This is a genomic window from Variovorax sp. AC194 (genome assembly GCF_979257995.1).
In genome coordinates, this window is the sequence record NZ_OZ409823.1 from 4660072 (window position 1) to 4681138 (window position 21067).

20 protein-coding genes and 1 pseudogene are annotated in these 21067 nt (G+C 67.9%); 8 read left to right on the forward strand and 13 right to left on the reverse strand.

Translation table 11 applies throughout. The features are described 5' to 3' along the window. Positions 1-22: 22 nt before the first annotated feature. The 7 genes from ACZYRS_RS22135 (at position 23) to ACZYRS_RS22165 (ending at position 6768) form a co-directional block, all read left to right on the forward strand. Entirely contained in the window at positions 23-958 is a 936-nt protein-coding gene (locus tag ACZYRS_RS22135; protein ID WP_463420990.1) for a DUF2167 domain-containing protein, read from the forward strand. Positions 959-983: 25 nt separating this feature from the next. Beyond that, a complete protein-coding gene (locus ACZYRS_RS22140; RefSeq protein ID WP_463420991.1) occupies positions 984-1712 on the forward strand; it encodes a site-2 protease family protein in 729 nt (242 codons plus the stop codon). A 154-nt stretch (positions 1713-1866) separates the two neighbouring features. Continuing rightward, complete coding sequence (locus ACZYRS_RS22145; RefSeq protein WP_463420992.1) at positions 1867-2976, forward strand: ABC transporter substrate-binding protein; 1110 nt, start codon at positions 1867-1869, stop codon at positions 2974-2976. Position 2977: 1 nt separating this feature from the next. Continuing rightward, complete coding sequence (locus ACZYRS_RS22150; RefSeq protein WP_463420993.1) at positions 2978-4012, forward strand: adenosine deaminase; 1035 nt, start codon at positions 2978-2980, stop codon at positions 4010-4012. After that, positions 4009-4842, forward strand: coding sequence for an ABC transporter ATP-binding protein (locus ACZYRS_RS22155; RefSeq protein ID WP_463420994.1), 834 nt, complete (start codon positions 4009-4011; stop codon positions 4840-4842). The genes ACZYRS_RS22150 and ACZYRS_RS22155 overlap by 4 nt, the downstream gene beginning before the upstream one ends. Continuing rightward, a complete protein-coding gene (locus ACZYRS_RS22160) occupies positions 4839-5723 on the forward strand; it encodes an ABC transporter permease (RefSeq protein ID WP_463420995.1) in 885 nt (294 codons plus the stop codon). The genes ACZYRS_RS22155 and ACZYRS_RS22160 overlap by 4 nt, the downstream gene beginning before the upstream one ends. 40 nt (positions 5724-5763) lie before the next feature. Then, entirely contained in the window at positions 5764-6768 is a 1005-nt protein-coding gene (locus ACZYRS_RS22165; protein WP_463420996.1) for an isopenicillin N synthase family dioxygenase, read from the forward strand. Between the two features lie 21 nt (positions 6769-6789). On the opposite strand, the gene ACZYRS_RS22170 is transcribed toward ACZYRS_RS22165, so the two are convergent. The 7 genes from ACZYRS_RS22170 to ACZYRS_RS22200 all read right to left on the reverse strand — a co-directional run bounded on the left by ACZYRS_RS22170 (position 6790) and on the right by ACZYRS_RS22200 (position 13192). After that, positions 6790-7755 carry a LysR family transcriptional regulator gene (locus ACZYRS_RS22170; protein ID WP_198785953.1) on the reverse strand — a complete coding sequence of 322 codons (966 nt, stop codon included), beginning with the start codon at positions 7753-7755 and terminating at the stop codon, positions 6790-6792. Between the two features lie 84 nt (positions 7756-7839). Next, positions 7840-8628, reverse strand: a complete 789-nt coding sequence (locus tag ACZYRS_RS22175; RefSeq protein ID WP_463420997.1) for an enoyl-CoA hydratase-related protein — start codon at positions 8626-8628, stop codon at positions 7840-7842. Position 8629: 1 nt separating this feature from the next. Beyond that, complete coding sequence (locus tag ACZYRS_RS22180) at positions 8630-9460, reverse strand: SDR family NAD(P)-dependent oxidoreductase (RefSeq protein WP_463420998.1); 831 nt, start codon at positions 9458-9460, stop codon at positions 8630-8632. Between the two features lie 42 nt (positions 9461-9502). Continuing rightward, positions 9503-9922 carry a MaoC family dehydratase gene (locus ACZYRS_RS22185; protein ID WP_463420999.1) on the reverse strand — a complete coding sequence of 140 codons (420 nt, stop codon included), beginning with the start codon at positions 9920-9922 and terminating at the stop codon, positions 9503-9505. 14 nt (positions 9923-9936) lie between these two features. Beyond that, on the reverse strand, positions 9937-10377 hold the full coding sequence (locus ACZYRS_RS22190) for a MaoC family dehydratase N-terminal domain-containing protein (protein ID WP_463421000.1): 441 nt from the start codon (positions 10375-10377) through the stop codon (positions 9937-9939). A 10-nt stretch (positions 10378-10387) separates the two neighbouring features. Then, positions 10388-11572: a lipid-transfer protein gene (locus tag ACZYRS_RS22195; RefSeq protein ID WP_198785948.1), complete on the reverse strand. Its 1185-nt coding sequence runs from the start codon at positions 11570-11572 to the stop codon at positions 10388-10390. Positions 11573-11632: 60 nt separating this feature from the next. Beyond that, positions 11633-13192 carry a long-chain-fatty-acid--CoA ligase gene (locus tag ACZYRS_RS22200; protein WP_463421001.1) on the reverse strand — a complete coding sequence of 520 codons (1560 nt, stop codon included), beginning with the start codon at positions 13190-13192 and terminating at the stop codon, positions 11633-11635. 110 nt (positions 13193-13302) lie between these two features. Here ACZYRS_RS22200 and ACZYRS_RS22205 point away from each other — a divergent pair, with 110 nt between their 5' ends. Next, a complete protein-coding gene (locus ACZYRS_RS22205; protein WP_463421002.1) occupies positions 13303-14379 on the forward strand; it encodes an AraC family transcriptional regulator in 1077 nt (358 codons plus the stop codon). Here ACZYRS_RS22205 and ACZYRS_RS22210 read toward each other — a convergent pair. The 6 genes and pseudogenes from ACZYRS_RS22210 to ACZYRS_RS22235 all read right to left on the reverse strand — a co-directional run bounded on the left by ACZYRS_RS22210 (position 14376) and on the right by ACZYRS_RS22235 (position 20971). Further along, positions 14376-15485: an acyltransferase family protein gene (locus ACZYRS_RS22210; protein ID WP_463421003.1), complete on the reverse strand. Its 1110-nt coding sequence runs from the start codon at positions 15483-15485 to the stop codon at positions 14376-14378. The two genes, ACZYRS_RS22205 and ACZYRS_RS22210, sit on opposite strands and share 4 nt — an antisense overlap. Before the next feature lie 70 nt (positions 15486-15555). Continuing rightward, positions 15556-16517: pseudogene (locus ACZYRS_RS22215) on the reverse strand (NAD(P)H-dependent flavin oxidoreductase). Between the two features lie 89 nt (positions 16518-16606). Further along, the gene (locus tag ACZYRS_RS22220) at positions 16607-18397 is read right to left on the reverse strand and encodes an acyl-CoA dehydrogenase (RefSeq protein WP_463421004.1); all 1791 of its coding nucleotides are present in this window, start codon (positions 18395-18397) and stop codon (positions 16607-16609) included. A 74-nt stretch (positions 18398-18471) separates the two neighbouring features. Further along, entirely contained in the window at positions 18472-19404 is a 933-nt protein-coding gene (locus ACZYRS_RS22225) for an electron transfer flavoprotein subunit alpha/FixB family protein (protein ID WP_463421005.1), read from the reverse strand. 2 nt (positions 19405-19406) lie between these two features. After that, positions 19407-20156 (reverse strand): electron transfer flavoprotein subunit beta/FixA family protein, encoded by a 750-nt coding sequence (locus ACZYRS_RS22230; protein ID WP_463421006.1) that lies wholly within the window; start codon positions 20154-20156, stop codon positions 19407-19409. A gap of 170 nt (positions 20157-20326) precedes the next feature. After that, a complete protein-coding gene (locus ACZYRS_RS22235; RefSeq protein ID WP_463421007.1) occupies positions 20327-20971 on the reverse strand; it encodes a CGNR zinc finger domain-containing protein in 645 nt (214 codons plus the stop codon). Positions 20972-21067 lie beyond the last annotated feature (96 nt).

Here is a 21067-nt window from a genome sequence, read left to right on the forward strand (position 1 = left end):
ACAACAACCGAGGAGAGAGAACTTGCGTATTCATACTGCCCGCCTGACGGCCGGCTTGCTGCTCGCGTGCGCCCTTGCGGCCACCAACACCGGCAACGCCGCGCCCCCTGCCACTTCCACCGCGCCTGCCACGGCCTCCGCAGCGAACTCGCTCGAAGCCGAACAGGAAGCCGCCTTCAAGGCCGCCAAGGCCGTGCAGAAGGCCGGCCCCGCCGACATCCCGTTGCGCGACCAGGCGCACCTGAAGCTGCCCGAGGGCTACATCTGGGTGCCCACGCCCGCGGCCGCGCAGCTCATGCGCAGCATGGGCAACCGCACCGACGACACCTTCATCGGCGCGATCTTTCCCGCCGACGACGCCGACTGGATGGCCGTCGTCAAGTTCGTGAAAGAGGGCTACATCAAGGACGACGACGCGAAGGACTGGAACGCCGACGACCTGCTCAAGAGCCTGAAGGAAGGCACCGAGGCCGCCAACGAGGAGCGCGCCAAGCGCGGCATCCCGGGCATCGAGGTCACGGGCTGGGCGCAGAAGCCGCAGTACGAAGCGCAGACGCACCGCCTCGTGTGGTCGGCCCTCTCGAAGAAGAAGGGCGACACGGGCGACAGGCAGGGCGTGAACTACAACACCTACGCGCTGGGCCGCGAGGGCTACCTGAGCCTGAACCTCATCACCAACGCCAAGGACCTGGACACCTACAAGCCCGATGCCGCCAAGCTCCTGGCCGCGCTGCAGTACGACGACGGCAAGAAGTACGCGGACTTCAATTCGTCCACCGACAAGGTCGCCGCCTACGGCCTGGCGGCACTGGTGGCCGGCGTTGCGGTGAAGAAGCTGGGCCTCTTCGCGCTCGCCCTCGCGTTCCTGGCCAAGTTCGCGAAGATCGCGGTCGTGGCCGGCGGCGCGGCGCTCTGGGGCATCGCCAAGATCTTCAAGAAGAAGACGCCCGAGGCCTGAGCGCCGAAGGACTGAAGGGCGATCCATGGTCAAGCTGCTGCTGGTCCTGCTGAGCGCGGGCAAGCTGGGCAAGCTGCTGCTCTCGGGCGGCACGATGCTGCTGTCGGTGGTGGCCTATGCCTTCGTGTTCGGCTGGCGCTATGCGGCGGGGTTCGTCGCGCTCATCCTCGTGCACGAGATGGGCCACTACCTCGCGGCGAAGCAGCGCGGCCTGGATGTCGGGCTGCCCACCTTCATTCCGTTCGTGGGCGCATGGATCGAACTGAAGGACCAGCCGCACGACGTGGAGACCGAAGCCTGGGTCGGCTTCGGCGGCCCGCTGCTCGGCAGCCTCGCGGCGCTGGCCTGCTATTTCGTGGCGCGCGAATCCGACAGCCGGCTGCTGCTGGCGCTCGCGTATGCGGGCTTCTTCATCAACCTCTTCAACCTGATTCCGCTCTCGCCGTTCGACGGCGGGCGCATCACCGCGGTGCTCACGCCGCGCGTGTGGCTGGTGGGCGTGCCGGTGCTCGCGGCCCTCTTCTTCTGGCGGCCGAGCCCGATGCTGATCCTGGTCGCGGTGCTCGCCGCGCCGCAGGTGATGCGGGCCTGGAAGTACAACCCGAAGGACCCCGCCAACCAGCAGTACTACGCCGTCTCCACCGAGACGCGGGTGACGTACAGCGTGTACTACATCGGCCTCCTGGCGTTCCTTGCGGTGATGGCGCACGACACGCACGAGATGCTGGGCGCGGCGCGCGTGCTGGGCGGCTGACGGCAGCGCCGCGCGGCGCTGCCTGCACCGGAACGGCGGGCGCTCCCGCTCGGCCAATGTACGAAAAATCAGAACAATATTGACGGAATATTGATCCAAAGCGATTGGTTTCCGGGACTAATCTCGCAGCGATCCGAGCACCACAGGATCGTTCATGTCCCCTCACCTCCACGCCGTCTTCGCCCGCCTTGCCGCAGGGCTTGCCACCCTGGGCCTCCTGCTGTCGGGCCCCGCTGCGCAGGCCCAGAACAAGCCGCTCAAGCCCGTGACCATCGCGCTGGGCACGCAGGTGGTCAATGTCACCTACCCCTGGCTCACGCTGCCCATTGCGCTCGGGTACTGGAAGGCCGAGGGCTACGACGTGAAGATCGTCACCACCGGCGGCTCGCTGCAGGGCATCCAGCAGATGGTGGCCGGCGGCGTCGATTTCGCTCAGGTCAACTCCACCGGCCTCATCCAGGCCAACACCGACAACAACGTCGCCGTGCGCGGGCTCATGGGCACCGGCGTGATCGACTGGGGCATCGGCGTGCCGCAGGACAGCCCCGTGAAGACGGTGGCCGACCTCAAGGGCAAGAAGATCGGCATCTTCAGCCTGGGCACGGGCGGCATGCCGCTGCTCAAGGGGTACCTGCGCGCCAACGGCATCAACCCCGACACCGAGGTGCAGATCATCGCCACCGGTGCCGGCGCGCCGGCGCTGGAGGCGATGCGCGCGGGCCGCGTGCAGGCGCTGATGTTCTGGGGCTCCGCGCTCACGGGCTTCCAGAACGCGGGCGCGAACATGCGCGTGCTGTTCGACCCGGCGTGGCGCTCGCTGCCCGACTTCACTTTCGCCACCATGCAAAAGACCATCGATGCCGACCCGGCGATGGTCGAGGCCATCGCGCGCGGCGCGGCCAAGGCGACGCTGTTCGCGCAGACCGCCCCCGAGTGCGCGCGCCAGATCCACTGGAAGTACTTTCCCGGCGGCAAGCCCACGGGCGCCGACGAGGCCACGCTCGCCAAATGGGACCTGGCGCTGCTGAAGACGCAGCTGGAGACGATGGCCGATGCGCAGACCATGAACGGCGGCAAGCTGATCGGCGCGATGAGCCCCGCCGCCTACGGCCGCATGCAGGACGCGATGCAAAAGGACGGCCTCATCAAGCGCACGCTGCCGCCCGAGTCGATGCTGTACCTGAAGCCCGGCTTCGTGGAAGCCATCAACCGCTTCGACCGCAACGCCGTCATCGAGGCCGCCAAGGCCTGCAAGGGGCTGTGACATGACCCCCGAACAATTCGTGGCGGGCCTGCCCAAGGCCGAACTGCACATGCACATCGAAGGCTCGATCGAGCCTGCGCTCTTCCTGCAACTGGCCCGGCGCAACGGCGTGGCGCTGCGCTGGCAGACCGAAGACGAGCTGCGCGAGGCCTACCGCTTCACCGACCTGCAGGACTTCCTGAACCTCTACTACGACGGCTGCCGCGTGCTCGTGCAGCCCGAGGACTTCCACGACGTGACGCGCGACTACCTGCGCCGCGCCCATGCCGACCGCGTGCTGCATGCGGAGATGTTCCTCGGCGTGCAAGGCCACACCAGCCGCGGCGTGCCGCTGACCACGGTGATGGAGGGCGTGTTCGGCGCGATGGCCGCCGCGCAGGCCGGGGACGGCATCAGCGCGGGCCTGATCGTCGTCGTGCAGCGCCACCGCAGCGAAGACGAGGCGCTCGCGCTGCTGGAGGAACTGCACCCGTGGTACGGCAGGCTGCTGGGCTTCGGCCTCGGCGGCGCGGAGGTGGGCAATCCGCCGTCGAAGTTCGCCGAGTTCTTTCGCCGCTGCCGCGAGCGCGGCTTCAGGGTGGTGGCGCATGCGGGCGAGGAAGGGCCGGCCGCGTACGTGCGCGAGGCGGTCGAGCTGCTGCAGGTGCAGCGCGTGGACCATGGCAACGCCTGCCTGGACGACCCCGCGCTCGTCGCGCAACTGGTGCAACGGCGCATTCCGCTCACGGTGTGCCCGCTGTCCAACCTGAAGCTGCGGCTGGTGCCCTCGATGGCCGCGCATCCGCTGCGCAGGCTCATGGACGCGGGCCTGTGCGTGACCGTCAACTCCGACGACCCCTCCTACTTCGGCGGCTACGTCAACGACAACTACCTCGCCTGCCAGGAGGCGCTGGGCCTCGGGCGTGACGAGCTGGCGAGCCTGGCGCGCAACAGCTTCGAGGCCGCCTTCATCACGCCCGAGCAGCGTTCGGCCGCGGTCCGCGCCGTCGATGCGTGGGTCGCCCTGGCCGGCGGCGAGCAGCAGGCGGCGGCATGAGCGCGCTGGTCCAGTTCCCCGTAGAGCGAACGACGCTGCACGAGGCATCGGGCGCCGTGCCGGCGTTCCGCTTCCAGGGCCTGCACAAGACCTTCCGCTCGAAGGACGGCGCCGACGTGGTCGCGCTGCACGACGTGAGCTTCAGCGTCGCGCGCGGCGAGTTCGTCACCGTGGTCGGCCCGAGCGGCTGCGGCAAGAGCACGCTGCTGCGCATCCTGGCCGGGCTGGAGCGCGCGAGCCGCGGCACGGTCGAGCTGGGCGGGCGGCGCCACAGCGGGCCGAGCCGCGACATCGGCGTGGTGTTCCAGTCGCCCGTGCTGCTGCCGTGGCGCAACATCATCGACAACGTGCTGGTGCCCGCGCAGATCCAGGGCCGCGATGCGAAGGTGGCGCGCGAACGCGCCCTGCACTACCTGCATCTGGTGGGCCTGGAAGGCTTCGAGACCAAGTACCCCGGCGAGCTCTCCGGCGGCATGCAGCAGCGCGTGGGCATTGCGCGCGCGCTGGTCAACGACCCCATGCTGCTGCTGATGGACGAGCCCTTCGGCGCGCTCGACGCCATGACGCGCGAGACCATGAACGTGGAGCTGCTCAAGCTGCGCGAGCGCACCGGCGCCACGATCATGCTGGTGACGCACAGCATTCCGGAGGCCGTGTTCCTCGGCGACCGCGTGATCGTCATGTCGCCGCGGCCGGGACGCGTCACGCAGGTGATCGAGGTCGACCTGCCCGCCGTGCGCACGCTGGACCTCATCAACACCGAGCGGTTCGGCAGCCACGTTCGCGGCATCCGGACCAACCTGAACGCCAGTGGAGGGCTCGACGGATGAACACCGCGCACATCACCAACACCACCAACACCACCAACACCGAAAGCATCGAGAACATCGAGCGCATCGGGAGCACCGACTTCGAGCCGCCCGCCCCATGGCTCACCCCCGCGCGCCGCAAGGTGCTGATCGTGGCCGTCTTCGTGGCCGTGGTGGCCGCGTGGCAGCTCGCGGTGAGCGCGCTGGGCGTGTCGCACCTGATCTTTCCGGGGCCGGTGGGCGTGGCCCGTTCGATCCACGACATCTTCCAGTCGGGCGAGGTGTGGCCGCACCTGTGGGTGACGCTCTACGAGATCCTCGCGGGCTTCGCGCTCGGCGCGTTGGCGGGCTTCGTGCTGGGCGCGCTGATCGGCCAGAGCGCGCTGCTCGAGCTGGTGCTCTACCCCTACGTGGTCGCCTTCCAGACCGTGCCCAAGGTGGCGGTGGCGCCGCTGTTCGTGCTGTGGTTCGGCTTCGACACCACCTCCAAGGTGGTGATCACCGCGACCATCGTCTTCTTTCCGGTGCTCGCCAACACCATCGTGGGCCTTCGCTCGGCGCCCCGGGACCAGATCGACCTGATGCGCGCGTTCACCGCCTCGCCCTGGCATGTGTTCCGCATGGTGCGGCTGCCGCATGCGCTGCCCTATGTGTTCGCGGGATTGGACATCGGCATCGTGCTGGCCGTGATCGGCGCGATCGTGGGCGAGTTCGTGGGCGCGCAGGCGGGCCTGGGCTACCTCATCCTGCAGCGCAACTTCTCGATGGATGCGGCGGGCATGTTCGCCATCCTCGTCGTGCTCTCGGCCATCGGCATCGTGCTGCACGGCCTGATGAAGGCGATCGCGCGGCGCGTGGTGTTCTGGGCCGAGGCGTTCACCGACCTGTCCCGCGGCACCTGAAGCAACAACAACCCAACCCCGACAAAAAAGGAGCAACGCAATGAACCCCGACGAACAGAAGCTCGAAGCCCCCCGCAGGGCCTCGGCGGAGGAGATGCCGATCCTGGACCTGGGCCCGTGGCTGGCCGGCGGCCCGATCGGGCCTGTGGTCGAGCAGTTCAAGGCCGCCTGCACCAACACCGGCTTTTTCTACGTGAAGAACCACGGCGTGCCGCAGGCCGTGATCGACACGGTGTTCGACGCCACCCGGCGCTACATGTCGCTGCCGATGGAGGAGCGCCTGAAGGACCGCATCGACGAGCGCTTTCGCCGCGGCTTCATGCCCATGGGCGTCACGCAGCACCCGGGCCACAAACCGGACCTGAAGGAGAGCTACGAGCTGGGCATGGACCTGCCGCTGACCGACCCCGACGTGGCGAGCGGCCTGCCGCTGCACGGCCCCAACCGCTGGCCCGCGGACAAGCCCTGGCTCGAACCCGCGGCCATGGCGTACTTCGACGCCACCATCGCGCTGGGGCGCAACCTGCTGAAGATCTTCGCCACGGCCGTGGGCCAGGACGAAGGCTTCTTCCTGCAGTACGCCACCAAGCCGATGGTGCAGTCGCGGCTCTTTCACTACCCGCCGCAGGAGTCGTTCACCAACCTGGAGCTGGGCGCCGCCGCCCACACCGACTACGGCATGCTGACCGTGCTCGCGCAAGACCCCATCGGCGGCCTGGAGCTGTGCACGCGCGGTGGCGAGTGGGTGGGTGCGCCCTATGTCGAAGGCACGCTGGTTGTCAACCTGGGCGATCTGGTGAAGGTGTGGACCAACGATGTCTACGTGTCCAACCCGCACCGGGTGGCGAATCGCACGGGCAGGGAGCGCTACTCGATTCCCACCTTCTTCAACCTCGACTACGACACGCCGGTGGCGTGCCTGCCCGAGTTCGCGCCCGGCGAAGGCGAACCGCGGCATGCGCCCATCAAGTCGGGCGACTACCTGGTGCGGCGCTTCGCGGCGGTGCAGAAGTACAAGACGCCCGCGGAGCTGGCCGCGGGTTGACGCGCCGCCGCGGCGCGCACCTTACTTGGCCTGTCGGCTGCGCGGTGCGCGGGGTTCGGCACGCGGCTCGGCCAGCTTCTCGGCCGCCTCGAGCGCGGCGGTGAGTTCCGACAGGAAGGCGGCCACCGGGATCGGCAGGCTGCGGCCCTTGTGCACGCTCAAGGCCAGGCGCTGCGGCCGGGCGCGCGGGTCTTTCAGCGGCACGTAGGAGCCCGCCCTCGGGCGCCCGAACGGGTCTTCCAGCGGCGCGGTCGTGAAGGTGAGGCACATGCCCTCGGCCGCCACGTTGCGCATGAGCTCGTAGGAGTTGGTCTCCAGCGCGATGCGCGGGCGGATCTTCGCCTTGGCGAGCATCTCGTCGTACTGCTGCCTCGCCCACAGCGACGAATCGAGCCACGACAGGCCGTACTCGGCGCACTGGGAAAGCCGCAGCGACTTGCTGCCCTCGAGCGGGTGCCCGGTCGGCACCATCACGTACAGCGGCAAGAGGCGCGAATAGACCACCGACAGGTCCTGGAACGCGATGTCGCCGAAGGTGAAGCATGCATCCAGGTCGTCTTCCAGCAGCATCTCGGCCAGCGTGGGGCTGCCGCTGACCTTCACGCTGAACGAGATGCCCGGATAGCGCTTGGAGAAGGCGGAGAAGAACTGCGGCATGAAGTCGCGCGTGAGCGATTCGGGCATGCCGAAGTTGACGTGGCCGCGCTTGAGGCCCTGCAGCGCCTCGATCTCGGAGTGCAGCCGCCCGGACTCCTTGACGATGTTTTTGTGATAGCGCATCAGAAGCTCGCCGGCCGCGGTGAGCTTGACCTTGCCGCGCCCCTGGCGGCGCTCCAGCAAGGGCGCGCCCAGCGAGTCTTCCAGCATCGCCAGTTGCCGGCTGATGGCGGAGGCCGCGACGTACAGGTTCTCGGACGCCGCCCTGATCGAGCCGGCGCGAACGACTTCGGCAAAGTAACGAAGCGCGGTCGTGGAGACAAGACTCAAGAGAACTCCGTGGGCTGAGCGCAAGGCGCAAGGCGAAAGGGCCGCGGCGATTCTTGCATGCGCCGCGGCGGCGCCACCCTCGCTTCAGCGGCCCGTGAAGCGCGGCGCGCGCCTTTCGACGAACGCCGACACGCCTTCGCGCGCATCCTCGCTGCCCGCACGCGCGTGCAGCAGCTTCTGCTCCATCGCGAAGTGTTCTTCGATCGGCCGGCCCGGCGCGCCACCGCACAGGGCCTTGATGCCTGCGAACGACGCACTCGCGCCGGCGGCCAGCCGCGCCACCAGCGCTTCGGCTGCCGCGGCGAGCCCCGCATCCGGATAGACCGCATCGACCGCGCCAGTCGCGAGACATCGCTGGCTGTCGATGGCGTCGCTGAGCATCAGCCACTGCTGCGCCCGCACCGGCCCCACGCGGCGCGAGAGGAAGTACGAGGCGCCCGCATCGGGCGAGAGGCCGATGGCCGCATAGCCCGTGCGCAGCTTCATCGACTCCGCCGCGAGCACGAAGTCGCCGCACAGCGCGAGCCCGACGCCCGCACCGCCGGCCGGTCCGTTCACGGCAACGACCAGCGGTGCCGGGCCTGTCGCCAGGCGCAGCAACGCGGGATGAAGCCCGTCGAGAATTTCGTTCACCAGCGCGGGCAGCCGCTCGCCGGCGGCCACGAACTCGTCGATGTCGCCGCCCGCGCAGAACGCCCTGCCCTCGCCGGTCAGGAGAATGGCGCGCGGCTTCTGTTCGAGCACCTCGTCGATCGCGCGAACCAGGGCCCGCACGCCCGCCGACGTCAGCGCATTCGCGCTCCCGGGCCGCTGCAGCACGATGCGGCCGATGTCGCCCTGCACGCTCCAGCCGATGCCTTCGGCGGCGTTCATGTCAGATGCCGGTGAGGCCGCCGCTGCACATCAGCGTCTGGCCGCTCACGTAGTCCGACTCGGGCGTGCACAGCAGGTACACCGCGCCGGCCGCTTCCTCGGGTGTACCGCCGCGGCCGAGCGGAATCGACTGCTCCATCATCGCGAGCAGCCCGGGGTTGATGCCGACCTTGATCTCGCGGCCCTCGATGTTCGCGGTGGCCGCCTCGGTGGTGCTCGCGGTGAGCCGGGTCTGGATGAAGCCGAAGGCCACGCAGTTGACCGTGACGTTCATGCGCCCCCACTCCTTGGCGAGCGTCTGCGTCATGCCGACGATGCCGGCCTTGGCGGTCGAATAGTTGGCCTGGCCCGCGTTGCCGAAAAGGCCCGCCACCGACGAGATGTTGACCACCTTGCGCACCACGCGCTGGCCGGACTCGCCCTCGGTCTTGGACAACGCGCGGATCACCGGCTGCGCCGCGCGCAGGATGCGGAACGGCGCCGTCAGGTGCACGTCGATCATCGCGTACCACTGTTCGTCGGTCATCTTCTGCACGACGCTGTCCCAGGTGTAGCCGGCGTTGTTCACAAGGATGTCCAGGCCCTTGTATTCGCTCACCGCGGTGCCGACGAAGCGCTCGGCGAAGTCCGGCGCCGAGACGCTGCCCACGCAGGCCACGGCCTGCCCGCCCGCCGCGCGGATGGCCTCGACGGTTTCCTCGGCCGGTTCGGCATCGAGGTCGTTGACCACGATGCGTGCGCCTTCGGACGCGAGCTTGAGCGCGATCGCGCGGCCGATGCCGCGGCCCGAGCCGGTGATGAGGGCGACCTTGCCTTCGAGCTTGAGTGCCATGCCGTTTTTTCTTTCGTTGTTTCGTTGTTTCTTTGAAATCGTTCAGGCGAACGCCACCAGCGCCTCGCCGGCGATGCGCGCCTGGCCGTACTGGTTGGCGCTCAGCACCTCGACGCGCACGCAGCGCTCGCCGTTGTGCTCGAGCTTCTCGACCACGCGGCCGGTGCAGCGCACCGCATGGCCGATGTGGGTGATGCCCTGGAAGCGCACGTCGAAGCGGCGCAGCTGCGACTGCGGCGCCCACTGCGTGACGAGCCGGCCGAGCCAGGCCATGCCCAGCATGCCCTGCGCGAACACGTCGGGCATGCCGGCCTTGCGGGCGAAGTCGGTGTCGATGTGGATCGGGTTGTGGTCGCCCGAGGCGCCCGCGAAGAGCGCGAGCGTGGTGCGGTTGACCGGTGGCAGTTGCAGTGCGGGCAGCTCGTCGCCGACCTGCACGTCGTCATAGCGAAGGGTGGTCATGGCTGATCTTTTTTTCAGTGGCGGCACACGATCACCGTGCGCAGCTCGGCCACGAGCTCGTCGCGCTGGTTGGTCGCGCGCGAGGTCTTCACGACGAATTCGAGCGCGCCGTTTTTCTTGTCGTAGATGTCGCTGATGGTGGAACGCACCGTCACCGTGTCGCCCACGCAGGCGGGGCGGTGGTAGCTGAAGCTCTGCCCGCCGTGCAGGAGCTTGGAGAGCGGAATCTGCAGGTCGTCGAGCAACTGGTTCGAAGCGCCCGAATCCAGCTCGGCCGCAAAGAGGAACGTGGGTGGCGCGGGCAGGTCTGCGTAGCCCGCGTCACGTGCGGCGGCGGCGTCGGTGTAGACCGGGTCGGTCTCGCCGATGGCCTTGGCGAAGAACTGCAGCCGCGTGCGCTCGATGGGGAGCACCGAGGCGGGCAGCGCGTGGCCGATCCATTTCTTGTCGATCATGCGCAGTGCCTCAGACGCGTTCGTACAGCGTGACCACGCACGCGCCGCCCAACCCGAGGTTGTGCTGCAGCGCCATCCGCGCGCCTTCGACCTGCCGCTTGTCTGCCGTGCCGCGCAGCTGCTGGACCAGCTCCGTGCATTGCGCAAGTCCGGTCGCCCCGAGCGGATGTCCCTTGGACAGCAGCCCGCCAGACGGATTGGTCACCACCTTGCCGCCATAGGTGTTGTCGCCGTCGACCACGAACTTCTCCGCGCCGCCGACAGGGCAGAGGCCCAGCGCCTCGTAGCTGATGAGCTCGTTGTGCGCGAAGCAGTCGTGCAGCTCGACCACGTCGATGTCCTGCGGGCCGACGCCGGCCGCGTCGTACACCTTCTGCGCGGCCTCCTGCGCCATGCTGAAGCCGACGACCTCGCGCATGTCGCGGCTCTCGAAGGTCACGGGGCGGTCGGTGGTCATGGCCTGCGCCTTGATGCGCACGCTGCGGTCCAGGCCGTGGCGTTCGGCAAAGCGCGGCGAGCAGACGATGGCCGCGGCCGCGCCGCAGGTCGGCGGGCAGGCCATGAGCCGGGTCATCACGCCGGGCCACATGACCGGGGCGGCCATCACCTCGTCTTCGGTGACGACGGTGCGAAACAGCGCCACCGGGTTGTTCGACGCGTGGCGGCTCGCCTTGGCGCGGATCTTGGCGAAGGTGGACATCTGCGTGCCGTACTGCTGCATGTGCGCCAGGCCCGCGCCGCCGAAGTAGCGCAGCGCGAGCGGCACCTGCTCGTTGCCGACCAGCTCGTCGGTGATGCTCTCGAAATTGTCGAACGGGCTCGGGCGGTCGTTGAACACCGCGCCCAGCGCGCCGGGGCTCATGTGCTCGAAGCCGAGCGCGAGCACGCAGTCGGCCGCGCCGCTGGCCACGGCCTGGCGCGCGAGGAAGAGCGCGGTCGAGCCGGTGGAGCAGTTGTTGTTGACGTTGACGACCGGGATGCCGGTCATGCCCACCTCGTACAGCGCGCGCTGGCCGGCGGTGGAGTCGCCGTACACGTAGCCCACGTAGGCCTGCTGGACGAGCTCGTAGCCGATGCCCGCGTCCTTGAGCGCGGCATTGGTCGCGTGTGCGGCCATCTGCGGATAGGGCTGGTTCGCGCCCGGCTTGGTGAAGGGGATCATGCCGACCCCGACCACATAGACGTCTTGACTCATGAAGGTCTCCTTGATGTTCGGATTGGAAAAATGCTTTGAAAAAATACTTTTTAAAGAAGCTCAGGCCACGCTGCGCTGGCGGTCTTGCCAGAAGGGTTCGCGCAGCTTGGTCTTGAGCACCTTGCCCGCGCCCGACAGCGGCAGCGCCTCGACCACGGCCACGCTGCGCGGGCACTTGTAGCCGGCGATCAGGGTCTTGCAGTGCGCGATCAATTCCTCGGACTGCACGCCCTGCCCGGCCTTGAGCACCACCACCGCATGCACGGTCTCGCCCCACTCCTCGCTGGGGATGCCGATGACCGCGCACGCCGCCACCGCGGCGTGCTGGTTGATGGCGTTCTCGACCTCGGCGGAATACACGTTCTCGCCGCCGCTGATGATCATGTCCTTCATGCGGTCGACCACGAAGATGAAGCCGTCGGCGTCCATGTAGGCGCCGTCGCCGGTGTGCATCCAGCCGTCGCGCAGCGCGGCGGCCGTTTGCTCGGGCTTGTTCCAGTAGCCCTGCATCACGTTGGGGCCGCGCACCGCCACTTCGCCCACCGTGCCGCGCGGCACCTCGGTGCCGTCGGCATCGACAATGCGCACTTCCATGCACACGCTGGCACGCCCCGCCGAGCGCAGCTTGCCGGTCTTGCGGCCCTCGGCCGTGTGGAAGAAGGCCGGGTGCAGCGTGGCGATGGGCGACAGCTCGGTCATGCCGTAGGCCTGCACGAAATCGACGCCCGGGAAGGCTTCCATGGCGCGGTTGAGCACCGCCTCGGAAATGGGCGATGCGCCGTAGGTGATGCCCTTGAGGCTGCTCAGGTCGCGCGGTTTGCGCATGGCGGGATGGTCGACCAGCATCTGGATCATGGTGGGCACCAGGAGCAGGCTGGTCACGCGGTCGCGCTCGATGGCGTCGAGCACGCCCTCGGGCGTGAACATCGGCAGGATCGCGTGCGTGTTGCCGGCGAACCAGTGCGGCGTGGCCAGGCCCATGTCGGCCAGGTGGAACATCGGCGCGGCATGCAGGTAGCAGCCGCCGTCCGGTGCCAGGCCCTCGGCCTGCGCCGCCAGCGCCGAGCTGCAGATGTTGATGTGGCTGAGCATCACGCCCTTGGGAAAACCGGTGGTGCCGCCGGTGTAGAAGATGCCGGCCAGGTCCTCGCCGCGGCGCACGGCGTCGGGCACCGGCGAGGCGGCGTCGATCAGCCCCTCGTAGCTGTGCATGCCGGCCGGCAACGGGCCGTCGCCGCAGTAGATGACTTCGCGCAGGCTCTTGGATTGGGTGCGCATCTGCTCGACCACGGCGCGGAAGGTCTCGTCCACCAGCAGGATGCTCGAGCCGGAGTCTTCCAGCGAGTAGAGGATCTCGGCGGGCGACCAGCGGATGTTGCAGGGGTTGAGCACGCCGCCGGCCCAGGGCACGGCCATCTGGTATTCCAGGTAGCGGTCGGAGTTGAGCGACAGCATGGCGACGCGGTCGCCCGCCTGCATGCCCAGCGCCTGGAGCGCGCCGGCCAGGCGCGCGACGCGTTCGGCAAAGTCGCGAAAACTGCGGGCGCGGCCGGCAAAGCGCACCGCGATGGCGTCGGGGCGTTGCTGCACGGCGCGGTGAAGGCCCTGGGTCAGGTACATGGGTTTGTCTCCGTCTGGTTCTTGTGCAGTGGCATGGTAGAAATCCCCGCACTGCCCGGCGATTGCAGTTCGCTTCGATCGCATGGCAGAAAACGTCAATCCACCGACACATGCTGCAACCGCCCATCACCATTCCGATCGCTTTCGTGCAGGGCATGCTCTCGGGCGTGCAGGCGCGCGGGGCCGAGGGGGCGGTGTGCATCGACACGGCGCTGGAAGACGCGGGCATCGCGCCCTCGCTGCTGCAGGAGGCGGGCGCGCGCGTCACGGGCGAGCAGTACGTGACCCTTTTCGCGCTGCTGATGCAGCGCATGGACGACGAGGCGCTGGGCTTTCTCACGCGGCGCCTGCGCTGCGGCAGCTTCGCGCTGATGCTGCGTTCTTCGCTGGGCGCGCCCACCTTCGAGGTGGCGCTGCGCCGCGTGGCGCACACCTTCAGCCTGCTGCAGGACGACCTTTCTCTGGTGCTGCTGAAGGAAGGTTCGCTCGCGGGCTTCGGCCTGCGGTTGAACAACCTGCAGGCGCTGCACCAGAACTTTTTGCACGAGCTGATGCTGCGGGTGTATTGGCGGCTCTTCGCATGGCTGCACGGCGGCCGGCTGGTGGCACGGCGTTTCGATTTCGGCTTCGAGCTGCCGCCGTATGCCGATGGCTATGCCAAGGTGTTTCCCGGCCCGCTGCAGTTCGGCCAGTCGCTGACGGCCATGTGGTTCGACGCGAGCGCGCTCGCCACGCCGATGCACCGCGATGCGCACGCGATGCAGGTGTTTCTCTCGGCGTCGCCCGCCAACGTGATCCTGCCGCGCCTGGCCGAGCAGGCGGTGAGCGCGAAGGTGCGCGCGGTGCTGCAGCAGAACCGGCCCGCGTGGGCCGACCTCGCGACCACCGCGAACAGCCTGCACATGTCGGTGAGCACGCTGCAGCGCCACCTGGCGACGGAAGGCACGTCGTTCCAGTCGCTCAAGGACCAGCTGCGGCGCGACGTGGCGATCGTGCGGCTCAACACCAGCACCGTGCCGCTCGCGGCGCTGGCCGAGGAGCTGGGGTTCGCGGACAGCGCGGCCTTCCAGCGGGCGTTCAAGACCTGGACGGGCGGTGCGCCGGGCTCATACCGGTCGGCGGCGGCGCGCGCGTCGCCTCGTGCGGGCGGCAACCCGGGCGCCGGACCGGGCGCCGAACTGGGCTAGTACGACACGGCGATGCCGCTCACCAGCAATGCGGCGAACAGCGTGAACACGGCGCGCCACGAGGCCGGGCGCGCCTCCACCCAGCGGTACAGCAGCGCCGCCGCGGCCACCGAAAGACCGAAGGTCGCGACCATGCCCAGCAGGTCGAGCCACGGCCCGTGCGGCGCGAGGTTCGCGACCAGGGCGTTCATCGCCAGCAGCACCGGAAAGTGGATCAGGAACAGCGAGTACGACATGCGCCCCAGGCGCTGCAGCGGCACCGCCGCCACCGGCCACTTCGCGGGCGAGAGCCAGTGGTGGTGCTGCGCGAGCGCGATCAGCAGCGCCGTCACCAGCGCCGTCGCGATGCGGCTGCGCCATTCGATGGCCAGCGCGCCTGCGCCGACCAGCACCAGCAGCGCCACTGCGCCCTGCCAGGTGCTTGCCCGCGTCGCGCGGCCGATCCAGAACACCAGCATCCCGAGGCCGTAGGCGCCGAAGAAATAGAGCGCCGTGTCGTCCAGGCTGGCGTTGCGATTGAAGAGCACCAGCGAGGTCACGGCCAGCGCGAGCACCAGCAGCACGGGCATCCATCGCGACGATGGATTGACAGCGCCCGGCGTCGGCGGGCTCAGCATGGCCGGCAGGCCCACGAGCATCAACGCCAGCGCGAACAGCTGGAAATCGATGGCCACGTACCAGACGCCGGTGGACAGCGACTCGTAGCCCAGCAGGTCCTGCAGCAAGAAGCCGTGCGCGAACAACTGGCCGATGGTCGGCGATGCCGGTACCACGTCTTCATCGAGCCACGGCCGCACCAGCGCGGCCACCAGCACGCAGACGGTGAGCGCGGCCAGGTACGGCATCACGAGCCGCCCATAGCGCTGCAGGATGCGCGCGATGGGACGGTCCACGCGCAAGAGGCCGTCGGGCGCGAGGCTCGCCGCCGCGAGAAAGCCCGCGATCACGAGGAACACCTGCACCGCGAGCCGGCCGTCTTCGGCCAGCCAGCCGAAGAAATCGGGCGCGAGCCCGTAGGCGCCCGCGGGCATCGGCCCGTAGCGCGAGAGGTGGTGCCCGACGATCACCGCGCAGGCGAGCCCCTTGGCCGCATCGAGCAAAGGCATGCGCCCCGCTTGCGAAGGCGGGGGCGGCAGGGGCGAGGACGCGATGGCTGAGGCCACGGTCAGTCGGCGCTCAGAGCGCCAGCCGCTGCCTTGCTTCCTGGTATTCGCGCTTGAGCTTGTCGATGAAGGCCGCCGCGCTCGCAACCTCGGTCACGGCGCCAATGCCTTGGCCCGAGCCCCAGATGTCTTTCCAGGCCTTGGCCTTGCTGCCGTCGCCGCCGCCGAAGTTCATGGTCTTCACGTCGCCTTCGGGCAGGTTCGCAGGGTCCATGCCGGCCTTCACGATGCTGGGCGCCAGGTAGTTGCCGTGCACGCCGGTGAAGAGGCTGGAGTAGACGATGTCGTCCGAATTGCCATCGACGATGGCCTGCTTGTAGTCCTCGCTCGCGCGCGCTTCCTCGGTGGCGATGAAGGCGGTGCCGATGTAGGCGAAGTCCGCGCCCATGGCCTGCGCCGCGAGCACCGCGCCACCGGTGGCGATGGCGCCCGACAGTGCGATCGGGCCGTCGAACCACTGGCGGATTTCCTGCACCAGCGCGAACGGGCTCTTCACGCCCGCATGGCCGCCGGCACCGGCCGCCACGGCGATGATGCCGTCGGCGCCCTTCTCGATCGCCTTCTGCGCGAACTTGTTGTTGATGATGTCGTGCAGCGTCACGCCGCCGTAGCTGTGCACCGCGTCGTTCACGTCGGTGCGCGCGCCCAGCGAGGTGATGACGATCGGCACCTTGTAGTTCACGACCATCTCCATGTCGTGGTCCAGGCGGTCGTTGCTCTTGTGCACGATCTGGTTGATGGCGAACGGCGCGGCGGGCTTGTCGGGGTTGGCCTTGTTGTAGGCGGCCAGTTCCTCGGTGATCTCGATCAGCCACTCTTCCAGCTGCGCTGCGGGGCGCGCGTTGAGCGCGGGCATCGAGCCGACCACGCCGGCCTTGCATTGCGCGATCACGAGCTTGGGGTTGCTGATGATGAACAGCGGCGAGCCGATGATCGGCAGCGGCAGGTTCGCCAGGACGGGGGCAGCTTGGACATGTTGTCTCCGGGAGATGGGATCGGTTTTATAAGAGAGGGAGGCCCGCGCCGCCGGTCAGATGGGCGACACGGGCCGCATGCCGCATGGCTCAGAACGCGTCGAGCGCCAGCGCCGTGACGCTCTCGGCGCCGTCCACGATGCTGTCGCGCAGGCCCGGCGCCTTGTTCAGGATGTGCTCGGCGTAGAAGCGCGCGGTCGCGATCTTGGCCAGCATGAAGTCGGTGTCGAAGCTGCGGGAAGCCAGGTCCTCTGCAATGATCAGCGAGCGCGCAAGCTGCCAGCCGGCCACGAGATTCCCTGCGAGCATCAGGTACGGCACGCTGCCCGAGAACACCGCATTGGGCGAGGCCTTGGTCTGGCCCGCGACGAAGTCGACCACTTCGATGAAGGCTTCGCGCGCGGCCTTCAGGCGCTTGTGCACGGACGCGGCTGCGGCGCTTTCGCTCTTGGCCAGTTCGGCTTCGGTCTTCTCGATCTGTGCCGCAATCGCCTTGGCGGTCTGGCCGCCGTCGCGCGCGGTCTTGCGGCCCACGAGGTCGTTGGCCTGGATCGCGGTGGTGCCTTCGTAGATCGTGAGGATCTTGGCGTCGCGGTAGTACTGCGCCGCGCCGGTCTCCTCGATGAAGCCCATGCCGCCGTGCACCTGCACGCCCAGCGAGGTGACCTCCAGGCTCATCTCGGTGCTGTAGCCCTTGACCAGCGGCACCATGAATTCGTAGAAGGCCTGGTTCTGCTTGCGGGCGTCGGCATCGGGGTGGTGGTGCGCGGCGTCGTAGGCGGCGGCGGCCACCGAGGCCATCGCGCGGCAGCCTTCGGTGTAGGCGCGCATCGTCATCAGCATGCGCTTGACGTCGGGGTGGTGAATGATCGGCGCGCTCGCGTTGATGGAGCCGTCGACCGGGCGGCTCTGCACGCGGTCCTTCGCGTAGGCGACGGCGTGTTGATACGCCCGCTCTGCAATGGCGATGCCCTGCATGCCCACGGCGTAGCGGGCCGAGTTCATCATGATGAACATGTACTCCAGGCCGCGGTTCTCCTGGCCGACGAGGTAGCCCACGGCGCCGCCGTGGTCGCCGTACTGCAGCACGGCGGTCGGCGAGGCCTTGATGCCCATCTTGTGCTCGATGCTCACGCAGTGCACGTCGTTGCGCGCGCCCAGCGCGCCATCTTTGCCGACCATGAACTTGGGCACCACGAACAGGCTGATGCCCTTGACGCCTTCGGGCGCGCCGGTCACGCGGGCCAGCACGAGGTGCACGATGTTCTCGGCCATGTCGTGCTCACCGTAGGTGATGAAGATCTTGGTGCCGAACACCTTGTACGTGCCATCAGGCTGCGGCTCGGCGCGGCTGCGCACCATCGCGAGATCGCTGCCGGCCTGCGGCTCGGTGAGGTTCATCGTGCCGGTCCACTGGCCGCTCACGAGCTTCTCGAGATAGATTGCCTTGAGTTCGTCGGAGCCGGCCGTGAGCAGCGCCTCGATGGCGCCATCGCTCAGGAGCGGGCACAGCGCAAAACTCATGTTGGCCGAGTTGAGCATCTCGCCGCAGGCGGCGCCGATGGTCTTGGGCAGGCCCTGGCCGCCGAAGTCCGACGGATGCTGCAAGCCCTGCCAGCCGCCCGAGACGTACTGCGCGAAGGCGTCCTTGAAGCCCGGCGTGGTGGTGACTTCACCGCCCTTGAAGGACGACGGGTTGCGGTCGCCCTCGATGTTCAGCGGCGCGACCACGTCCTGGTTGAATCGCGCGCACTCCTCGAGCACGGCCTGCGCGGTTTCCAGGCCTGCGTCTTCGAAGCCGGGCAGCTTGGCGATCTCGCCGATGTTGGCCAGGTGCTCGATGTCGAACAGCATGTCCTTGAGGGGGGCGGTGTAGCTCATGTCTTGTCTCCAGATACAGCGGATACGAAAAGGGCATCGCGAACGATGCCCTCCGGCTCAATGCAGCGATGCGATCAGAGCGCTTTCACCAGCTCGGGCACGGCCACGAACAGGTCGGCCACCAGGCCGTAGTCGGCGACCGAGAAGATCGGCGCCTCTTCGTCCTTGTTGATCGCCACGATCACCTTGGAGTCCTTCATGCCGGCCAAGTGCTGGATCGCACCCGAGATGCCCGCCGCGATGTACAGCTGCGGCGCGACGATCTTGCCGGTCTGGCCCACTTGCCAGTCGTTGGGGGCGTAGCCCGCATCCACAGCTGCGCGGCTGGCACCCAGGCCCGCGTTGAGCTTGTCGGCCAGGGGCGCCATCACTTCGGTGAACTTCTCGGCGCTGCCCAAGGCACGGCCGCCGGAGACGATGATCTTGGCGGCGGTCAGTTCAGGGCGTTCGCTCTTGGTGACTTCACGGCCGACGAAGCTGCTCTTGCCACTGTCTGCGATGCCTTCGGCCGTTTCGACCGTTGCGCTGCCACCCGTTGCGGCTGCGGCGTCGAAGCCGGTCGTGCGCACGGTGATCACCTTGGTGGCGTCGCTGCTCTGCACGGTGGCGATCGCGTTGCCGGCGTAAATCGGGCGCTCGAAGGTGTCGGGGCTGTCGACCTTGGTGATGTCGCTGATCTGCGCCACGTCCAGCTTGGCGGCCACGCGCGGTGCGACGTTCTTGCCGTTGGCGGTCGAGGGGAACAGGATGTGGCTGTAGTTGCTGGCGATGGCCAGCACTTGAGCTGCCACGTTCTCGGCGAGGTTCTCGGCCAGGCTCGGGCTGTCGGCCACGATGACCTTCGACACGCCGGCGATCTGGGCGGCGGCCTTGCCGGCTTCGGCGGCATTGGCACCAGCCACGAGCACGTGGACGTCGCCACCGCAAGCGAGGGCTGCGGTCACGGTGTTGAGGGTCGCGGGCTTGACGGTCGCGTGGTCGTGTTCGGCAATAACAAGTGCGGTCATGTTCAGATCACCTTCGCTTCGTTCTTCAGTTTGTCCACCAGCGTTGCAACGTCCGGCACCTTGATGCCTGCGCCGCGCTTCGGGGGCTCGCTGACCTTCAGGGTCTTCAGGCGGGGTTTGACGTCGACACCCAGGTCTTCAGGCTTGAAGATGTCGAGCGTCTTCTTCTTAGCCTTCATGATGTTGGGCAGCGTGACGTAGCGCGGCTCATTGAGGCGCAGGTCGGTCGTGATGACGGCCGGCAGCGTGAGGGTCAGCGTCTCCATGCCGCCGTCGACTTCGCGTGCCACGGTGACCTTGTCGGCCGCGAGATCGACCTTGGAGGCGAAGGTGGCTTGGGGCAGATCGGCCAGTGCAGCCAGCATCTGGCCCGTTTGATTGGCGTCGTCATCGATGGCTTGCTTGCCGAGGATGATGAGCTGGGGCTGTTCCTTGTCGACCAGCGCCTTCAGGAGCTTGGCGACGGCCAGCGGCTGCAACTCTTCGGTCGTTTCGACGAGGATGCCGCGATCAGCGCCGATGGCCATCGCGGTGCGCAGGGTTTCCTGGCACTTGGTATCGCCGCAGGAGACGGCGATCACTTCCGTGACCACGCCCTTTTCCTTCAGGCGGACCGCTTCTTCGACAGCGATCTCGTCGAAGGGGTTCATGCTCATCTTGACGTTGGCAATGTCCACCCCGGTGCCGTCGCTCTTGACGCGCACCTTCACGTTGTAATCGACGACCCGTTTGACAGGTACAAGAACCTTCATTGACTTGACTCCATTGGATTGCAAAAAGGGGGCTTCGAGGGCAACCGGTCATTCTAGGGTTTGACCTTTGTGACCTCTGCGTTCGTTTCGATGGGTATCGGGGGCGAAGAAAAAGAACGGTCGTGCTTTTTCTTGATTATAAAACAGCGCCGGCGCTCGCCGGCAGCCACTTACCTCTTGTCGCCACTCGCCCGCAAGCGATGTGCGGCCTGCTTGGCGCGATTGCCGCAGACGGCCATGCTGCACCACCTGCGGATGTGGCCGCGCGTGGTGTCGAGAAACATCAGCGTGCAGGTCGGGCCTTCGCAGGCCTTGACCTGCACGAAGTCCGCGGTGGCCAGCAACTCGGCCATGGCTTTGGCGACCGGCAGCAGCAGCGCTTCGGGCGAACGCCAGCGCCGGCGGCGCACCCAGGTCAGTTCGGAGGGATCGTCGGGGCCGGCCGCATCCTTCGCGCGCACCTCGACCTGATCGAACTCCTCGTCCCGCGCCAGCAGCCGGTTCAACGGCTCCAGGTCCTTCAGGGCCTTTCGCGTGAGCCGCGCGCCCTTGTGCGATTGCACGAATCCCCTGAACCATTCGCGCAGGGCACGCGCCTGCGCGGCCACGGCGTCCAGCTCACCCGGGCCGGCGCCTTCGCACACGTCCTTCAGTTCTTCGGGGCTGACCAATCCGGCTTCCTGGAGCCAGTTCACAAAGTCTTCCCCGGATTCCAGCCACTCCACCTCGGTGTCCACGGGGAAGCCGACGGAGTTCAGGAAATCGATGGCCAGTGAATCCGCCAGGAACATGGCCGGAGGCCGCTTCTCCTTCATCAACTCTCCTTGGTACTGCCTGTTCGCAGTGATCCGCGACGTTCGCGGAGACCTCCTGCAAGGGAGGCGATTTTATTCGGCCCTTTGCGACGACAG